Origin of the sequence: Acinetobacter sp. RF15B (genome assembly GCF_007558235.1) — a bacterium.
Lineage (GTDB): Bacteria > Pseudomonadota > Gammaproteobacteria > Pseudomonadales > Moraxellaceae > Acinetobacter > Acinetobacter lwoffii_C.
The window spans coordinates 50,593-68,201 of the sequence record NZ_VLSR01000005.1 but is presented as its reverse complement, the minus strand read 5'-3'; the positions used below and the strand labels follow the sequence as shown (position 1 = coordinate 68,201).

At 46.9% G+C, this 17,609-nt stretch carries 16 protein-coding genes and 1 riboswitch; of the genes, 8 read left to right on the top strand and 8 right to left on the bottom strand.

Annotated elements, in window-relative coordinates; translation table 11 throughout:
- Window positions 1–30: 30 nt before the first annotated feature.
- Window positions 31–651 (bottom strand): alpha-ketoglutarate-dependent dioxygenase AlkB family protein, encoded by a 621-nt coding sequence (locus tag E2K74_RS05210; RefSeq protein ID WP_151206645.1) that lies wholly within the window; start codon window positions 649–651, stop codon window positions 31–33.
- A 148-nt stretch (window positions 652–799) separates the two neighbouring features.
- On the opposite strand from E2K74_RS05210, the gene E2K74_RS05205 reads away from it, so the two are divergent.
- Window positions 800–2,602 (top strand): ABC transporter ATP-binding protein, encoded by a 1,803-nt coding sequence (locus E2K74_RS05205; RefSeq protein WP_151206644.1) that lies wholly within the window; start codon window positions 800–802, stop codon window positions 2,600–2,602.
- A gap of 642 nt (window positions 2,603–3,244) precedes the next feature.
- On the opposite strand, the gene phoU is transcribed toward E2K74_RS05205, so the two are convergent.
- Window positions 3,245–3,961 carry a phosphate signaling complex protein PhoU gene (gene phoU / locus E2K74_RS05200; protein ID WP_151204033.1) on the bottom strand — a complete coding sequence of 239 codons (717 nt, stop codon included), beginning with the start codon at window positions 3,959–3,961 and terminating at the stop codon, window positions 3,245–3,247.
- A 121-nt stretch (window positions 3,962–4,082) separates the two neighbouring features.
- Window positions 4,083–5,426: a TolC family outer membrane protein gene (locus E2K74_RS05195; protein WP_151206643.1), complete on the bottom strand. Its 1,344-nt coding sequence runs from the start codon at window positions 5,424–5,426 to the stop codon at window positions 4,083–4,085.
- A 285-nt stretch (window positions 5,427–5,711) separates the two neighbouring features.
- On the opposite strand from E2K74_RS05195, the gene E2K74_RS05190 reads away from it, so the two are divergent.
- The 7 genes from E2K74_RS05190 (at window position 5,712) to E2K74_RS05160 (ending at window position 12,437) form a co-directional block, all read left to right on the top strand.
- On the top strand, window positions 5,712–6,749 hold the full coding sequence (locus E2K74_RS05190) for a hypothetical protein (protein ID WP_151206642.1): 1,038 nt from the start codon (window positions 5,712–5,714) through the stop codon (window positions 6,747–6,749).
- Between the two features lie 90 nt (window positions 6,750–6,839).
- Window positions 6,840–6,969, top strand: a riboswitch (TPP riboswitch).
- Between the two features lie 88 nt (window positions 6,970–7,057).
- A complete protein-coding gene (gene thiC, locus E2K74_RS05185) occupies window positions 7,058–8,935 on the top strand; it encodes a phosphomethylpyrimidine synthase ThiC (protein ID WP_151206641.1) in 1,878 nt (625 codons plus the stop codon).
- 76 nt (window positions 8,936–9,011) lie between these two features.
- The gene (locus tag E2K74_RS05180; protein ID WP_151206640.1) at window positions 9,012–9,647 is read left to right on the top strand and encodes an NUDIX domain-containing protein; all 636 of its coding nucleotides are present in this window, start codon (window positions 9,012–9,014) and stop codon (window positions 9,645–9,647) included.
- Window positions 9,644–10,459, top strand: coding sequence for a 3',5'-cyclic-AMP phosphodiesterase (gene cpdA / locus E2K74_RS05175; RefSeq protein WP_151206639.1), 816 nt, complete (start codon window positions 9,644–9,646; stop codon window positions 10,457–10,459). The genes E2K74_RS05180 and cpdA overlap by 4 nt, the downstream gene beginning before the upstream one ends.
- A gap of 210 nt (window positions 10,460–10,669) precedes the next feature.
- Window positions 10,670–11,197, top strand: a complete 528-nt coding sequence (dksA, locus tag E2K74_RS05170; RefSeq protein ID WP_151204039.1) for an RNA polymerase-binding protein DksA — start codon at window positions 10,670–10,672, stop codon at window positions 11,195–11,197.
- Window positions 11,198–11,199: 2 nt separating this feature from the next.
- The gene (gene gluQRS / locus E2K74_RS05165; protein ID WP_151206740.1) at window positions 11,200–12,120 is read left to right on the top strand and encodes a tRNA glutamyl-Q(34) synthetase GluQRS; all 921 of its coding nucleotides are present in this window, start codon (window positions 11,200–11,202) and stop codon (window positions 12,118–12,120) included.
- A gap of 56 nt (window positions 12,121–12,176) precedes the next feature.
- A complete protein-coding gene (locus E2K74_RS05160; protein ID WP_151206638.1) occupies window positions 12,177–12,437 on the top strand; it encodes a zinc ribbon domain-containing protein in 261 nt (86 codons plus the stop codon).
- Here E2K74_RS05160 and ftsW read toward each other — a convergent pair.
- From ftsW to E2K74_RS05135, 5 genes are all read right to left on the bottom strand, one after another.
- Entirely contained in the window at window positions 12,426–13,622 is a 1,197-nt protein-coding gene (gene ftsW, locus E2K74_RS05155; protein WP_151204042.1) for a putative lipid II flippase FtsW, read from the bottom strand. The two genes, E2K74_RS05160 and ftsW, sit on opposite strands and share 12 nt — an antisense overlap.
- A gap of 20 nt (window positions 13,623–13,642) precedes the next feature.
- Window positions 13,643–14,989: a UDP-N-acetylmuramoyl-L-alanine--D-glutamate ligase gene (gene murD / locus E2K74_RS05150; RefSeq protein WP_151206637.1), complete on the bottom strand. Its 1,347-nt coding sequence runs from the start codon at window positions 14,987–14,989 to the stop codon at window positions 13,643–13,645.
- A gap of 162 nt (window positions 14,990–15,151) precedes the next feature.
- The gene (locus tag E2K74_RS05145) at window positions 15,152–15,400 is read right to left on the bottom strand and encodes a DUF6587 family protein (RefSeq protein ID WP_151206636.1); all 249 of its coding nucleotides are present in this window, start codon (window positions 15,398–15,400) and stop codon (window positions 15,152–15,154) included.
- 57 nt (window positions 15,401–15,457) lie between these two features.
- On the bottom strand, window positions 15,458–17,314 hold the full coding sequence (gene feoB, locus E2K74_RS05140; protein WP_151206635.1) for a ferrous iron transporter B: 1,857 nt from the start codon (window positions 17,312–17,314) through the stop codon (window positions 15,458–15,460).
- A complete protein-coding gene (locus E2K74_RS05135) occupies window positions 17,311–17,571 on the bottom strand; it encodes a FeoA family protein (RefSeq protein ID WP_151204046.1) in 261 nt (86 codons plus the stop codon). Before E2K74_RS05135 ends, feoB begins: the two co-directional genes overlap by 4 nt.
- Window positions 17,572–17,609 lie beyond the last annotated feature (38 nt).

The following is a 17,609-nucleotide window of genomic DNA, read 5'->3' as shown; positions in this document are numbered from 1 at the left end:
ATAAAATCCTGATTATCTTTAAAGGATTAATCACGTATAAAAATAACGAAACGTCAGGTTAATTCTCGGCTCTAGCACTTTGGTAGTTTTGCGGATGCAGTGCTTCCAGTAACGCTGGGTCATCCCGCGCATCACGATTAACTGACCACTTTGCAATAACAGATCGACTTTGGTATCACAAGTTTTATGCTTGAAACTCATTTTTCGGGTGGCGCCCAAACTCAAAGAAGCAATCACATTTTCCTGCTGATGGGTGCTGTATAAAGCAGCTTCATCATCACTATGCCAGCCCAGCCCCTGAGAACCATCTGCATAGAGATTCGCCAGACAGGAATTAAAGGCATGACCGGCCAACTCCTCAATGTTTTGTTTTAGCTCCAACAATTGGGGCATCCATGCATGTGCCCGTCTGGAAGTACCAGAATAATGATACTGATAATGTTGATCACCATACCAGGCCACTTTCCGCCCGGTGATATAATGCTGGCCAAATATAGTAACCTCATCCGCCTGCCAGGCCAGATGCGCTAAAAATTCCTGCAGATACTGCTGGCTCTGGTGCTCATCCAGAATCTGGCCATAGTCCTCCACCACACCATCAAAAGGCAATACATTTGCTTGGGGCACTGCAGAAAATAAATCCTTTGTCATTTCGATGCACCTCTGTCATTGCTTAAAATATTGATACTGCAACGAAAAATTTACAATCCAATGTCACAAATCACTACAACATGACCCCTTGTGAGCCTGCAAAATCCTGCCTAGACTAAACCCACTTCCACAATAAAAATAATTGCTTATGAATTTGTGGCAACTATTTCTCAAATTGCGGCCTTTTGTCCGGCCTTATCGTGTGCTGGTGATTGCCACCCTGATCCTGACCCTGATTGGTTCCTTTACGGCACAGGTCAATGCGATTACCTTGCAATATGCAGTCGATAGTATCAACCGCCTTCTGGAAACCGGCCAGGGGCTGGATGAAGGCTGGCACATTCTTATCACTATTTCCATCATTTTGCTTAGCAAGGAGATCATCAATGCCTTTGTTCAGTTCGGCCAGAAATTTTATGGAGAAAAGTTAAGGATTTTTGTCTCTCAGGACTTGGCGCAGGGCATTATTGAAAAATTTCTGACCTATCGTCTGGCTTTTTTTAATCAGGACCATAATCAGGCCGGAAAATTACAGACCCGGATTGATCGCGGGATCGGCTCCCTGACCCGTTTGGTACAGATTTTTTTTATTGATATTTTGCCTTTATTTACCAGTGCAATTGTGGCTTTGGGACTGATGTACTATGCCAATTTTTATGTCGGGCTGGTGGCGACTGCGATCGTACCGGTGTATTTCTGGCTGACTTATCAACAGGCACAAAAGCTCGGTGGCTGGCGCCGCAACCTGCGGGATGGCCGGGAGAAAAAGAGCCAGGGGATTCTGAGCATTATCAATTCAATTACGGTCATTAAATCTTTTAACCGCGAAGCGATTGAATCAGACAAGCAGTTAAAATTGCAACGTGAACTGACTGACAATCAAATGAAAACCCGTCAGACCAGCTTTCTGTTTGATGGCTTAAAGACCTTTATCGAACAGATTGGCATTGTGCTGATTATTATTCTGACCTCCTATTTTGTTCTGGATGGGCAGATGAGTATCGGCATGATCATGTTTCATGTGCTGCTCTTTAATAATGTATCGGCCCCCATTCGCTCCCTGCACAGGATTTATGATGAGGTCAACGATGCCATGATTTATTCGGAAAGTTTTTTTAATATTCTGGAAGCTGATCATGAAATTGAACAGAGTGGCCAGCAAAGACCGCCTATTCAGGGTCATTTTAAACTGCGCGGTGTAAATTTTTATTATCCGAATGGGCATCATGCCCTCAAAGAAATTGAAATGGAAATCCGGCCCAATACCATTACCGCCCTGGTCGGTTTGTCGGGCGCAGGAAAATCGACCTTGATCAGCCTGCTGGACAAGTTTTATGAACCGCAGCAAGGCCAGATCCTACTCGATGGAATTGATTTAAAAGACTATGACACCCAGTATCTGCGTGATCATATTGGTCTGGTTCTGCAAAAAAATCATATTTTTCAAGGTACTATTTTTGACAATATCCGGTATGGGAAAACCGATGCTCGACTGGAAGAGGTCATTCAGGCGGCCCAGAAAGCTTCCATTCATGAGCAGATCCTACAATTACCACAAGCCTATGAATCGGATGCTTTGCAGCTTTCTGGTGGACAGCAGCAGCGTATTGCACTGGCACGCATGTTCCTGAAAAACCCACCCATTATTTTTCTGGATGAACCCACGGCAAGTCTGGATGCAATTGCAACCGAACAGATCAAACACAGTCTGGATCAGATTAAACAGGGCCGGACGGTGATTATCATTTCACATAGCCTGTCGCAAATCATCGATGCGGATTATACCTATGTCATGAAAGAGGGGATGATTGCAGAACATGGCGAACATGATCAGCTCTATCATCAAAATGGGGTCTATAAAGAGATTTTTGATGCGATGGCAAAAAGCCTGAATATTGAAAAAATTGCCAGAACCTTTGAAGAGGATGCAGAAGAAGAGACGCATAGTTAAGCTGGGGAGCAGCCAGTCTTTAACCCACTTGCTTCAAGCTATACCAATGCACGGAGTGGTCCCTTTCATTCCTGCCCTGCATTCAATTGGTTGAAGAAACAGAGTTCTATAGTGAACTTAAACTGTTAGCCTTCATTTCCTATCCAGTCAGGCAGCGGTTAAAACCGCATAATCCGCTCCCCGGATATAGAGTGATATTGATAATCCAGCCCATAAAAGTGATAACCAACTTCAGCTTGGCTGAAAAATAAATTTCAGGGTGATCGCTTGTATTTTTATCCCCCCTATAAAATACCCCCCTACAAATATAGTCTTATTTTTAAACCTGATATGTCCGACCATCTTCAATAAAGCTCATATTTATTGAAACAGGGTGTGATTTTTTATTCTGTATAGATCTAAAACATTCCCCCATATGCTCACAACAGCTTCCGCCTATTCTGAAATAGCCTTATTATTAAGGCCATCTATCTTTTTGTTTTTCTTTAGGCTCACCCTGTCAAGTGTTAATCTGACATCTAGGTTTGAAATCTTTAAAATTTAAAAACTCTGAAACACTAAGAAGCTGTTCTTTTTTTTTTAATCTAAGATCAAAAAAGCCTGCTTCAAGCAGGCCTTTTACATCTACCTGATGGAATAGGCTTAACGCACACGTTGCTCAACTTCTTCGACACTGGCATGACGTACGTCAAAGCCTTTGACCATATAAATGACCTGCTCTGAAATATTGCGCGCATGATCACCAATTCGTTCTAGTGAGCGTAATACCCATAAGACATTAATTACCCGACTAATATGTCGCGGATCTTCAATCATATAGGTCATCAAGGTACGCGTTGCAGACTGATATTCACGGTCAATATCCCCATCCGCCAGCATCACTCGCAGGGCCTGATCAACATCCAGCCGTGCAAACGCATCTAGTGCATCATGAATCATGACACGCACCTGATTACCAATATGCCGGGTTTCCATATAACCACGTGGTGAGCCGCCTTCTTCACATAAGCTTTGGGCAATACGGGCAATTTTTGCAGCCTCATCTCCAATACGTTCAAGGTCGGTATTGGCCTTGGACATGGCAATCACCATACGCAGGTCAATTGCCGCAGGATGACGGCGTGCCAGAATCAGGGTCAGCGCTTCATCAATTTCACTTTCCAGGCGATTGACCACATTGTCCTGAAACTGTACATCAATAGCCATCGCGGCATCTGTATCCAGCAAAGCATGAATCGCATTGGCCACCTGTTGCTCTACCATTCCGCCCATGGTCATGAATTTGGTATTCACATCCTGCAAATCCTCATTAAATTGCGAAGAAATGTGATGACTTAAAACAGGATTATTTGGACTCAAGGATATTTACTCCTGAACAGCACACAGCAGTGATCGTTAATGGATCAATATTAAAGCATATCTTTGATGAAAGTTTGATGACAAATCAAAAAGCCATGTATTTATGCCATATCAACAGAGCCTAAGGATACTCCACCAGCCAGGCATTGATTTCTGCCAGTTGTTTTTCTGTCAGTTGCCCGACCGATGCCTGTAATTGCAGGACATGCAGCACATAGTCATATTTGGCATTCAGATAATCGGTTTTGGCCGAGAAAGCATTACGCTGGGCCAGTAAAATATCGACCATGGCTTTTAAGCCTTCCTCATATTGGGCACGGGATGCGCGTGAGACCATTTCCGAGGACTCCATCGCAGCCTGACGGGCCTTGAGTTTGGCCTGATCGGTTTCTACCTGTAAATAAGACTGCTTCACCTCGGTATGGGCCTTACGCATGGCAGCCTCCAGCTGGGAGGCACTTTTCTGTACATTGACACCGGCCTGGCGGATGCTTTTCTGGGTACGGCCACCGCTAAACAGATTCCAGTTTACTTCTATGCCGATCTGATCAAAATCGCCATTGCTCGACAGAACAGTTTCAGGGGTTTGTTTTAAATAGCCATAAGTTCCCACCGCCTCGACTTGCGGATAAAGCGCTGCCTGTTCTACCCGCTTGGCATCTTCAGAATAACGTTTTTGCAGACGCGCTTGCAGAATTCCCAGGTTCTGGTGCTGAGCCAGATCAACCCAGGCATCAATGCTCTCCGGAATGGGCTTCTGGAACTGGAAATCTTCCCTCAACACAGCCAGATTCTCGCGATAAGGCCCAATCAGTTGAGCCAGCTGTTCCTGAGCCAGCACCAGCTGTACCTGGGTTGAAATCCGGTTGGCCTGGGCACTCTGATATTGGGCATTGGCTTCACTGACATCACTGCGGGCCACCAGCCCCTCTTTGAGCTTGGCCGTCATGATGCCCAACTGTTCTAACAGAGCCTGTTCTTCCTGCAAATAGGCCATGGTCAGGGATTGTTGGCGCAGGACATTAAAATAGGCTTCAGCGACCTGTAAAATATGCTGCTGTTTTTGCAGGCGTAAATTGACTTCACTCAGCTCTACCGAGGTTTTGACCTGCTTATAGCCCTGCCAGGCATCCCAGCGAAATAAAGGCTGCCGTGCAGTAACTGCAATCTGGCGGCTGGTGGTACTAGCCCCCTGTAACTCGCCAAAATTAGCGGGAAGCCCCTCAATCTGCGAGTGATTAACAGACTGGTTTTTACGGCTGAGATTGCCTGAAAGCGTGACAGTCGGCAGTAAATTCCCGCTGGCAATTCCGAGATTCAGCTGATCGGCCTGATACTGCAAGACATTGGCCTGCCAGTTGGGATCATTGTGCTGGGCGCGCTGATAGGCATCAAGTAAATCCAGTGCCCACAGCTCGAAACTTGCACAGCATAAACAGGCACTCACAATGAGTTTTAATTTCATTTTATTCGTCTTTACCCCTAACCGCCCTTAAAATTATCCAATTCCAGGCCTTTCTGTTCCCCAGAATACTAAAGATTTCTTTTGAATGATTACGTATAACTTTTATTAAGTTTTTAATATAGAACGACGATTTTATTCAAGATTCCTTCAACTTTCAGAATCCTTCACATCCGCTTAACAAAGCCGTTCACAATACTAAACATAGTATTTTAATTTGATCTATACAATAGAATTCCCGCTAAAGCAGTCATTTCTGATTTTCACCGCAAAGAGTACGTAAACATAGTGTTAACGCGATTCCAGTCAATATTCAAATATGGTTTAGTTTTGAGCAGTTTGCTGTTCGTAGGAGCATGTCAGCAGCCTTCAGAACCGCAGCTTGAAATTGAACAGGCGGAGCTTAAAGCCACGCTGAGTCCGGAACATGATTTTACGCTCATGTGCCAGAATATTGAAAAAAATATGGCCCAGATTAATGATCAGCGCACTACCTTTGCGCTGGAGCAGATTAATCAGGACCTGAAAGTGTGTCTGCCACTGATGGAGCTGACCGAGCAGAAACACCTGATGCAACATTCAACCGAGATGTATCAGCGCTTTTTAAATGTTGAACGTACCGAATTCCAGCAACGCGCCTTTGAGCAATATTCCCTGGAAATGGCTCAACATCCAACCATTCAGCAGAGTCATTTTGAACAGCTGACCTCGCGTGACCAGTACCTGTTAAAACATAAAGGGCAAGCCTATGTAGAATTGCTGGATCTTGGAGATGGTCAGCTGCATTATCGCCGCAGTCCGGAATATCTGGCGCGTATTTTTGCCCCTTATTTACCGGCGCCTGAAAAAACCTTTATTGAGAATCTGGCAGAACAGAATGCCGAACCGGTCCTGATCAACAACCGGCTCCAGATTGAGGCAGCAGATATTGCCGCACGTGGCCTGTTCTGGGAAGACTATCTCCAGACCTACCCGCAGAGCAGCTATACACAGGACGCGAAATACCTCCTCAAACAATATACCTACTTCTTGTTCCGCGGCACTGAAGCCTCTCCAGTGTCTGCAGATTATCGGGACCGTTATAGCGTGGATACCAGTCATCTGGAAACCATTATCGGCTTGTCACGCGGTCAGAAATCGACGCTGTCTACGCAGGCACGATTATTTCTGGAGTTTTTAGACATGAGTGCTGAACAGCGTCAGCAGGCGCTGCCGGAAAACTATCGTAACCGCTCCGAGGCCGAACAGATTTTATATTATGCCCAGATCAGCCCGCCCTCACAGAATTATGAAAAAAACTGCTTTCGAGATGCCATTTGTCTTTAGAGTCGGTTACATAAAAATAGCTTCTGTTGTTCAAACTTGCAGCCATTGATTTAAAGCTACTTTTTAGACGCCAACTGCGCTAAGATTAAGCTTCGCTTGACGGAGCGCGAGTAGTCCCTCGCTGAGATCATGTAATGCCAATCCTCGACTGGCAGTGAACATGAGTACCGTTGAACCTGATCAGGTTAAAACCTGCGTAGGAATCAAGCCATCTAAAAACCCCAGCCTTTTTTATCCTGCACAGGATAATACCGCCCACGTTTTTGGTCGTGCTTGATTCGTTGATGTCATTCATAAGGATCATGACAATGAACCAGTTAACGAATCTTTCTTCTGAAACTCCCCTAAGCCAGCATGAACAGGAAGCTCGCGACCTGACCCGTATTCTGCCAGCATCACGTAAAGTCTATTTACAAGGTTCACGTCCCGATATTCAAGTTCCCATGCGGGAAATCTCTTTAAGTGAAACCCCAACCCGTACCGGCAATGAAAGCAATCCCCCTTTGATGGTGTATGACACCTCGGGTGTTTACACAGATCCCAATGTGGCGATTGATCTGAATAAAGGCTTGCCAAATGTACGTGAACCATGGATCAAGCAGCGTAATGATACAGAAGTGCTGGATCAGCTCAGTTCTGAATTTGGCCGCCAGAGTTTGCGTGACATCCGCACGGCCGAAATCCGTTTTGCCCATATTCAAAAACCGCGCCGTGCCAAAGCTGGCCAGAACGTGACCCAGATGCATTATGCCAAACAGGGCATCATTACGCCGGAAATGGAATATATCGCGATTCGGGAAAATCTGCGTCAGCTTGAAGGCGTGGATATGCGCCAGCATCCGGGACAAAACTTTGGAGCAAAAAATCTCACCGAAATTACTCCGGAGTTTGTCCGTCAAGAAGTGGCGGAAGGCCGTGCAATCATTCCAGCCAATATTAATCACCCGGAACTCGAGCCGATGATTATCGGACGTAATTTTTTGGTGAAAATCAATGCCAATATCGGCAACTCTGCACTCGGTTCGAGTATTGAAGAAGAAGTCTCGAAAATGACCTGGGCGACACGCTGGGGGGCAGATACGATTATGGACCTGTCCACCGGACAGAATATCCATGAAACCCGTGAATGGATTATCCGTAACTCTCCAGTGCCGATCGGAACCGTACCAATCTATCAGGCACTGGAAAAAGTCAACGGCGTGGCTGAAGACCTGACTTGGGAGATCTTTAAAGATACCCTGATTGAACAGGCCGAACAGGGTGTGGACTATTTCACCATTCATGCTGGCGTGCTTTTGAGATATGTACCGCTGACGGCAAATCGCTTAACCGGTATCGTATCTCGCGGTGGTTCAATCATGGCGCAGTGGTGTCTGGCCCATCATCAGGAAAACTTCCTCTATACCCATTTCGATGAGATCTGTGAAATCATGAAGGCCTATGATGTCTCCTTTAGTCTGGGAGATGGCCTGCGCCCTGGTTGTATTCAAGATGCCAATGACGAAGCTCAATTTGCCGAGCTGAGAACCTTGGGAGAGCTGACTCACCGTGCCTGGAAACATGATGTACAGGTCATGATTGAAGGCCCGGGCCATGTTCCTATGCATATGATCAAGGAGAATATGGACCTGCAGCTCGAAGTCTGTAAAGAAGCGCCTTTTTATACCTTAGGGCCTTTAACCACCGATATTGCACCAGGCTATGACCATATTACCTCAGCAATTGGCGCGGCCATGATTGGCTGGTACGGTACGGCGATGCTGTGCTATGTGACCCCCAAAGAGCATTTGGGCCTGCCGAACAAGAAAGATGTCAAAGATGGCATTATTACCTACAAAATTGCAGCGCATGCAGCCGATCTGGCCAAAGGTCATCCAGGTGCTCAAGCCCGCGATAATGCCTTGTCCAAGGCACGTTTTGAATTCCGTTGGGAAGATCAGTTTAACCTGAGTCTGGATCCGGATACCGCGCGCAGTATGCATGATGAAACCATGCCCAAACAGGCGCATAAATCAGCGCATTTCTGCTCAATGTGTGGTCCAAAGTTCTGTTCAATGAAAATCACCCAGAATGTTCGTGACTATGCCAGTCAGCAAGCAGCTGGCCAAGCAGAGATTGAGTCTGGACTGACCCAGATGAAAAATGAGTTCCATAGCACTGGTCAAAAACTATACCACAAGCTATAAACTTCAAAAAAAACAGTTGTCTTCATAAAAATCTCAGATAGGATGAAAACGTAAGTATTTCATCTTTTCTGAGCTTATGAATATTATTAAACAGGCTTCTTACAATAAAAACGACTTTAGTATAGAAGCGCGGGAATTTTTATATCGGGGATTTATTCAGGTTGAAAAAGTCAGCCTGCGCCATCGCCTTTTTCATCAAGCAGCCCAGACACCAGTTTTGCAGCGTGAGCTGATTCATCGCCCAGAAGCCGCCGGCGTCCTGATTTATAACGACCAGCAACAAAAATTTGCCCTGATCGAACAGTTTCGTATTGGTGGGCTGGATGATGCCGATTCACCCTGGCAACTGGAAATCATTGCCGGCGTACTCGATGGTGATGAAGCGCCGGAACAGTGTATTCACCGTGAAGCACTGGAAGAATCAGGCTCTAGTATTGAGCATTTACAACATATTTTTAGCTTCTATCCTTCTGCCGGGGCCTGTTCTGAGCTGTTTCACTTATATGTAGCTGAAAGTGTACTGCCTGAAAAGGGCGGTATTTTCGGTATGCCGGATGAAGGAGAAAATATCCAGCTGCACATTCTGGACTATACAGATCTTGCCGAATTGCTCAGCAATGGCCGCTTAAAAAATGCCCCAGTCATTATGGCCTTACAATGGCTGCAAATGCATATCCATACTGCCCAGATATATTTAAGGGGGCAGACATGAAAAATCTAGCCCAATTTGAGAGTGAAAGTGCACAAGACTGGACCCTGATCCAGATTACCGACACCCATTTAATGGACCAGCCAGACCTGAGCTTTGCCCAGATTAATCCGGAGTACAGCTTCCAGCAGGTCATGCAACATATCCAAACCCATTTTCCACAAATGGATGCCTTGATTCATACCGGTGACTTGGCTCAGGTGCCGGTCGCAGACACCTATGCCCGCTATCTTCAGTCGATTCAGGCCCTGAATGTGCCGTATTACCAGATTCCGGGCAATCACGATGATGCCCGCTATTTTCCATTTTACCGTAATACAGATGAAGCCCATGCCATTCGTCTGGGAACATGGTCCCTGATCCTATTAAACAGTGCCGTGGCAGATCAGGTGGATGGCTGGATTGAGCAGGCTCAGCTGGATCTGCTGGATCAACTTCTAACCGAGCATCGGACGCAACATATTGTAATTGCCTGTCATCATCATCCTTTTGCCATGCAATCGCGCTGGATAGACCAGCACCGTCTGAAAAATGCAGATAGTCTGAAACAGGTGATTGCCCGCCATCAAAATGTCAAACTGGTACTGTTTGGCCATGTGCATCAGGACTCCTGTCATGCGTGGCAAGGCGTAACTTTTTTATCGGCGCCCTCCACCAGTGTGCAGTTCAAACCCAGAAGTGAAAATTTTGCGCTAGATCAGGCCGCACCGGGCTATCGGGTAGTACATTTGTACCAGAATGGCGGGTTTGAGACCCATGTGCAGCGGATTGCCTTCAGTGAGCAAAATATTAATACTGAAATTTCAGGTTATTAACTTTCCAATTTAATTTTTTTGCTTTACCTTAATGCAACCGAAGGAAGTGTGATAGTTATAATCCATACATCAAAGACTATTAAAGCGTATAAAAAGTCTATATGATGACGACCCCCATAGAAGGATAATCCTTCTTCAGGGTGGATAAAAAATTGCATATCACCATATTTTTTGCGTACGTATATACGCATATGATGAGGAATGCCCTAAATGGCGAATGACAACCAAAATCAAGTCTTAGACCAACAAACCGATCTTGTAGAAGGGAAAGCTACCAAGCGAGTACGTAAATCTAAGCCGAAAACGACTGAGGGTGGTTCTACTGCTAGCTTATTTGGTATTGAACCTTATCAACCTAAAAAAAATGAAGAATATATGTCTGAAGGCCAGCTTGGACACTTCCGTCAAATTTTGATGGCATGGAAAGCTGAGCTGATGTCAGAAGTTGACCGTACTTTAAATACCATGCAGGATGAAAATACGGCCCTTCCTGATGTGAATGACCGCGCAACGCAAGAAGAAGAGTTTGCAATCGAGCTGCGTACCCGTGACCGCGAGCGTAAGCTGATCCGCAAAATCGAACAGTCGATTGAAGCGATCCAGAACGATGACTACGGTTTCTGCGAAACTTGCGGTATCGAAATCGGTTTACGCCGTCTGGAAGCCCGTCCAACTGCAACTTTATGTATTGACTGCAAAACTCTGGCAGAAATCAAAGAGAAGCAAAACAACGGTTAATGATGTTCTCAAATAATCCTCCCCTAACCCCTCCCTTAATCAAGGGGGGGGATAACAGGATGGCTTATGTGGGCCGGTTCGCGCCATCGCCAACCGGCCCTTTGCATTTTGGCTCCCTTATTACAGCGGTGGCCAGCTATTGTGATGCCAAAGCCCATCAGGGCCGCTGGCTGGTGCGGATTGAAGATACCGACATCCCGCGTATTTATCCGGGCAGTGAAGCGCATATCCTGCGCGCGCTGGACGCTTTTGAATTTGAGCCAGATAGCGCCATCATTTTTCAGAAAGATCGTCTAGAGCTTTATGAAAAAGTCATTCAGCAGCTCCGTCAGCAAGGACAGGTTTATGCCTGCCAATGCACCCGTAAAATGCTCGGCTCCAACCATATCTATCAGGATACCTGTCGTCATTTAAACCTGGCCTTTGAGCATCAGGCAATCCGCCTCAAGGTTGAAGATGTCACCATCTGCTTTGACGACCGCCTACAAGGCCGGCACTGTTCAGAACTAAAAAAGGACCTCGGGGACTTTGTCCTGAAACGCCGTGATGGGATTATCAACTATCAACTGGCTGTGGTGGTAGACGATTATTTGCAAGGCATGACCCATGTGGTGCGTGGTGCTGATCTGTTAGACAACACCGAACGCCAGATTTATCTGGGGCAGTTACTCGGCTATCCGCGCTTGAGCTATCTGCATCTGCCTTTAGCCATGAATGATCAGGGGCAGAAACTGTCCAAGCAAAATCTGGCACAAGCACTGAATCTCCACCAGGCTCCCCTGCTCTTGAAACAGGCACTTCAAGCCTTGGGTCAGCTGCCGGTTGACATGGACCGCCCTGCACGTATGCTGGAGCAGGCCGTGGCCCAGTGGGATATTGCACGAATTCCTCATACAACACAGCTACAAGGTCACTATGTATAAAAATCAGGTTTGACTTAAGCTAACAACAAGAACAAAGCTCAAAGAGGAAGATCAGGATGTTTTTTATTTTTGGGATAGGACCGAAAACCAAGGTAATTGAGAAAAACCAGTTTCTCTGCCCGGTCTGCCGCACGCGCTCAGCCTATGAACTAAAGCAGCAGCGCAATTATTTTTCTCTGTTTTTTATTCCCCTAATTCCGCTGTCCAAAGCGAAAAGTGCTTTTGTACGCTGTTTGAATTGCGGTACGGTCATGCCGAGCACAGTACTTGACCATGCCCAGCCTGATCCACAGCGTCAGTCCAGTCTAGAAGCTTGATTCTTCGCGGCTTGGATTGACTTGCTGGGTAGTAGCGTCAATTTTCAAAATCAAGCTAATCATCACTGCACAGATAATCAAAGATGAACCACCATAACTGATAAATGGCAGGGTCAAGCCTTTGGTCGGTAACAGCCCCATATTCATCCCGGCATTGACCAGAATTTGCAGCAGGAAAATAATACTGATGCCATAGGCGAGATAACCGGCACGCAAATACTGATGCTGCAAGGCACGATGCCCGATCCGGATGCAACAGACCAGCATGGTAAAGGATAAAAGCAGAATGGTGGCAATGCCCAGAAAACCAAATTCCTCACCCAGAATTGCCAGCATAAAGTCGGTATGTGCTTCAGGCAGATACGACATTTTCTGGATACTATGACCCAGGCCGACGCCTGACCATTCGCCGCGACCAAATGCCATCAGGGCATTCGACAGCTGATAACCTGTGCCGAGCGGATCTTCCCAAGGGTTGGAGAAAGACAGCAAACGCTGTAAACGATACGGCTCCCATGCAATTGCAACGGCAAATACCCCCAACAAGGTCATCAATGCCACCCCAAACTGAATCCAGGGCGCACCCGCCAGAAAGAAGACACCCAGCATAGTCAGGGTAATCACCACCGTTGCCCCAAGATCGGGTTCCAGAATAATTAGACCAACCGTGGCCCCCATGATGGCACTTAAGCGAATCAGCCCTTTAATATTATTTCGGACTTCTTCTGCACGACGTACCACATAGTCGGCTGTAAAAATGGCCATCATGACCTTGGCAACTTCAGAGGCCTGCAAGGTAAAGCCGGCCAGCCTGATCCAGCGTTTGGAACCATTGACTTCAGTCCCGATAAAAAGTACCGCGACCAGCAGCACAATAGTGACTATCCACAAGAAGAAGGTATTGTTAAACCACATCTTCAGCGGGACTTTATAAGCCAGATAGGCAGCCACAAGCGCAGCAACAATCGAAATCCCGTGCCGGATTACATAATGAAAGGCATTTTCATGAATACGCTCGGCATACGGCATCGAGGCGGAGGCCACCATGATCGAGCCAATACACAGCAAGGCCAGCACCGAGAAAATCAGCACATTCCGTGCATTGACATCTACCGGCAGTTTTGGCACCCACTGATCATATAAGCGGTTTAATTTATTGATCGTAGTCTGAGCAAACTCAGCCATAGCACCAATCCTTATTATTATTAATTGAGTTCATTCACATAGGTTACAAATTTGCGACCACGCTCCGGATAGCCCGAGAACATGTCAAAGCTTGCACATGCAGGAGACAATAACACGACATCATGAGCCTGAGTGTGCTTTTGACAGATTTCAACCGCCTGCTGCAAATTATCAGCATGTAGCAGCTCAGTGGTGCCGGCAATCGCCTCTTCAATCAGAGGACGATCTTCCCCAATTAGCACCGCAACCTTGGCATATTGGGATAAGGAATCTCGCAAGGCTTTAAAGTCCTGTCCTTTGCCTTGCCCCCCTAAAATGATGGCTACTTTACCGCCCTGAACTTCAATCGCCGCCCCCAGTCCGTCTAGGGCAGCCTGCGTGGCGCCAATATTGGTGCCTTTAGAGTCATTATAATAACGTACCCCATGCACTTCTTTGACGAACTCACAGCGATGCTCTAAGCCTTTAAAGGTTTTAAGCGTTTCAAGCATGCTCTCCAGCGACAGACCGATCGCCTCTCCCAAAACCAGACACGCCAAGGCATTGGCAATGTTATGTGTTCCCTGCAGATACATCTGGGAGCTTTTCAGCAAACGTTCACGGCCACGCGCCAGCCAGATGGTGCCATCTGTTTCTTTGAGAATACCGTACTGATTCATATCAGGTGCATTCAGGCCAAAACTTTGCATGGGGGTGGTATCCGGAACCAGCGGACGCGTCAGAGCATCATCGCGGTTAAACACCACTTTTTTTGCCCCCTGAAAAATACGGTGCTTGGCGGCGTGATAGCCCATCATGTCACCATGACGGTCCAGATGGTCTTCACTCATATTTAAAACCACCGCCACTTCAGCATTTAAATTGGAGGTGGTTTCAAGCTGGAAGCTTGACAATTCAAGGATATACAGTTCAGGGTCATCTTGGATCAGGTCCAATGCCGGACGGCCAAGATTGCCTCCCACGGCCACCTTTTTACCGGCATCGACTGCCATGAGGCCAATCAGCGTGGTAACGGTACTTTTTGCATTGGAGCCGGTAATTGCTACTATAGGCTTGTTAGTTGCACGGCGTAAAATCTGGATTTCACTCACCACCGGGATGCCCTGTGCAATTGCAGCCTGGATTTCCGCAAGTTTTGGATCAAGTCCCGGACTGATAATGATTTCTTCAGCCGACAGTAAAAGCTCCTGGTCAAAATGACCAAAGCTGGTCTGTACCTCAGCCGGAATCTGGTCATGCCCAGGCGGAGTCGTTCTCGAGTCTGTTACTGCAACGCGGTAGCCTTGGCCATGTAAGAAGTTGACGGCTGCAACACCTGAAATTCCGAGTCCTGCAACGACTTTAAGTCCACCACGTTGTATTAACATTTTTGCCCCATTTTCTGGTCTATTTTAAAACTGACGAAATGGTAGCACTTTGCTGTTTTGAATGCTTTTTCTGTTTTGACTTTCTACGGTATTTTTTGTGTCAGTGCGTAAAAAAACCGTCATGCGCATGACGGTTTTTTGAAATCTACAACAATAGCGGCTTTATTTCCATTTGACCGCCTGGGCATCAGGCTTGTTGTGCTTAGCTTGTTCAGATACTGGGCAGGCACAGTTGCCACAACCACTGGCCATTGCAGGTTGCAGCCACTTGGCCAGACGTTCCCAGCCTTTGGCTGCACAGGCATCCGACAGTTTCTGAAAGAACGAGCGCGACGTATTCGGAAATACTTTCTTAAACACCACCAGCGTGCTCCAAAGCACCAGTACCGCTACAATTAAAATCTCAATCATTTCAGTCTCCCCTTCCCATCATAAGCTCAAGCATTTCGAGCATGTACCCGATCCGATTTAGCCAAAATAATGTGAAGCGATTTGGTAGGTCAGGAATGACATGAAATATGCCAGACCAAACAGGTAAATAGTCATGATACTGACTGTTTTCCATGAACCGGTTTCACGTTTAACGGTCGCCAGGGTAGCCAGACAGTGTGGTGCATAGATAAACCAGACCAGTAAGGATAAGCCGGTTGCCAATGACCAGCCCAAGTCTCCACCGCTACTGATCAGCGAGGCCAGTCCCTCAGACATCGCATCTTCATCCACTGCCGACAAGGCATAGACTGTCCCCAGGGCGGCAACGACAACTTCACGCGCTGCCATGGCCGGAATCAGGGCAATACAGATCTGCCAGTTAAAGCCCAGTGGCGCAAAAATCGGTTGCAGCACATGCCCCAGCATTCCGGCAAAGGAATAATCAATCGCAGGTAGGGTTGCATCTGCTGGGGGTTGCGGGAAAGTACACAGGAACCAGAGCACCACGGACAGCGCAAAGATGATACCGCCCACGCGTTTCAAGAAGATTTTGCCGCGGTCTACTAAACCGATCCAGACGTTTTTCAGGTCAGGAAAACGGTAGCTGGGCAGCTCCATCAACAGCATGTGCTGAGATTTATCTTTATAGAAAAATTTCAGTACAAAGGATACCGCCAGTGCGCTCAGAATCCCCGCCATATACAGGGCAAATAACACCAGCCCTTGCAGGTTCATAAAGCCCCCTACCGTTTGTTCAGGAATAAAAGCCGCAATCAGCAGTGCATATACCGGCAAACGTGCCGAACAGGTCATCAATGGTGCAACAAAGATGGTGGTGAGACGGTCACGCGGATCACTAATGGTGCGTGAAGCCATAATCCCCGGGACGGCACAGGCAAAGCTAGATAACAAGGGAATAAAAGCACGGCCCGAAAGACCGGCTTTAAACATGAGTTTATCCAGCAGAAAAGCTGCGCGTGGCAGATACCCGGATTCTTCCAGCACCAAAATAAAGAAAAACAGAATCAGAATCTGTGGCAGGAACACGATGACCCCACCGGCACCCGCAATAATCCCATCCACCACCAGGCTATTCAGTAGCGGATGAGCAATATAGGCGCCCAGAAATTCGCCCAGCCAGCCGAAGAATGCTTCAATTCCATCCATGAAAGGTGCAGCCCAGGCAAAAACCGCCTGAAACACCACAAACATCATGAGGGCCAGGCTGAGCAGGCCCAGAACTGGATGCAGGAAAATCCTGTCCAGAAAGTCGGTGCGCTTATCTTCCTGATCCACATAGTTGACCACATCTTTCAAAATGGTCGCAACCTGTTGATGGCTCTCACCACTTAAACCACTTAGTTCCGTCTGGGGTGCGGAAAACTTGCCCTGCTCCAGCACATTTTTCAGGTTTTCAATTCCTGAATTACGTACGGCAACCGTTTCAACCACCGGCACCCCCAGACGTTCAGACAATTTCTGGGTATTGATCTGCATCCCACGACGGCGTGCTTCATCCATCATGTTCAGCACGACCAACATTGGCCGGCCAAGCGCGATCATTTCCAGAACCAGTCCCAGATGCAGTTTCAGGTTAGTTGCATCTACCACACATAAAAAGGCATCTTGATGCGCTTCTTCAGCAATTTTTCCCTGTACCACGTTGCGGGTAATTTCTTCATCCGGACTGGTGGCATCCAGACTATAGGTACCAGGTAAATCTAAGACACGTACCGCCTGACCTGAAGCTAGCTGAAAATTTCCAACCTTACGCTCAACTGTTACCCCGGCATAGTTGCCGACTTTTTGACGTGATCCAGTTAAGTGATTGAATAATGAAGTTTTACCACAGTTCGGATTTCCAACAAGCGCAACACGCAAAGTATCACTCATGCTGAAACTCCCTGTTCAATTTCAATTTTAGCTGCTTCCGATTTACGTAAAGCAAAACGTGTAAAGCCGACCTGAATCAGGATCGGGTCTCCTCCGAAAATACCTTTGGTAATCACTTGAACCTGTGTGCCCGGTATAAAGCCCAAAGTCTCCAAGCGGTTTGCAACCACATCATGAGAGGCTTGCTGACTGTCCATCGTTCGATTGACTTTTCGAATGATGGCGGTCTGTTTTGCTTTTAAGTCTGACAAACGCACCGTGAAAATTCCTAAACCCTTTCGCACAGTATACAAAC

Bases quoted from the DNA above. Each gene is read 5' to 3' on its own strand.
- E2K74_RS05210 (WP_151206645.1), bottom strand. From the start codon at position 651: ATGACAAAGGATTTATTTTCTGCAGTGCCCCAAGCAAATGTATTGCCT.
- E2K74_RS05205 (WP_151206644.1), top strand. From the start codon at position 800: ATGAATTTGTGGCAACTATTTCTCAAATTGCGGCCTTTTGTCCGGCCT.
- E2K74_RS05195 (WP_151206643.1), bottom strand. From the start codon at position 5,426: ATGAAATTAAAACTCATTGTGAGTGCCTGTTTATGCTGTGCAAGTTTC.
- thiC (WP_151206641.1), top strand. From the start codon at position 7,058: ATGAACCAGTTAACGAATCTTTCTTCTGAAACTCCCCTAAGCCAGCAT.
- E2K74_RS05180 (WP_151206640.1), top strand. From the start codon at position 9,012: ATGAATATTATTAAACAGGCTTCTTACAATAAAAACGACTTTAGTATA.
- cpdA (WP_151206639.1), top strand. From the start codon at position 9,644: ATGAAAAATCTAGCCCAATTTGAGAGTGAAAGTGCACAAGACTGGACC.
- dksA (WP_151204039.1), top strand. From the start codon at position 10,670: ATGGCGAATGACAACCAAAATCAAGTCTTAGACCAACAAACCGATCTT.
- gluQRS (WP_151206740.1), top strand. From the start codon at position 11,200: ATGTTCTCAAATAATCCTCCCCTAACCCCTCCCTTAATCAAGGGGGGG.
- E2K74_RS05160 (WP_151206638.1), top strand. From the start codon at position 12,177: ATGTTTTTTATTTTTGGGATAGGACCGAAAACCAAGGTAATTGAGAAA.
- ftsW (WP_151204042.1), bottom strand. From the start codon at position 13,622: ATGGCTGAGTTTGCTCAGACTACGATCAATAAATTAAACCGCTTATAT.
- murD (WP_151206637.1), bottom strand. From the start codon at position 14,989: ATGTTAATACAACGTGGTGGACTTAAAGTCGTTGCAGGACTCGGAATT.
- E2K74_RS05145 (WP_151206636.1), bottom strand. From the start codon at position 15,400: ATGATTGAGATTTTAATTGTAGCGGTACTGGTGCTTTGGAGCACGCTG.
- feoB (WP_151206635.1), bottom strand. From the start codon at position 17,314: ATGAGTGATACTTTGCGTGTTGCGCTTGTTGGAAATCCGAACTGTGGT.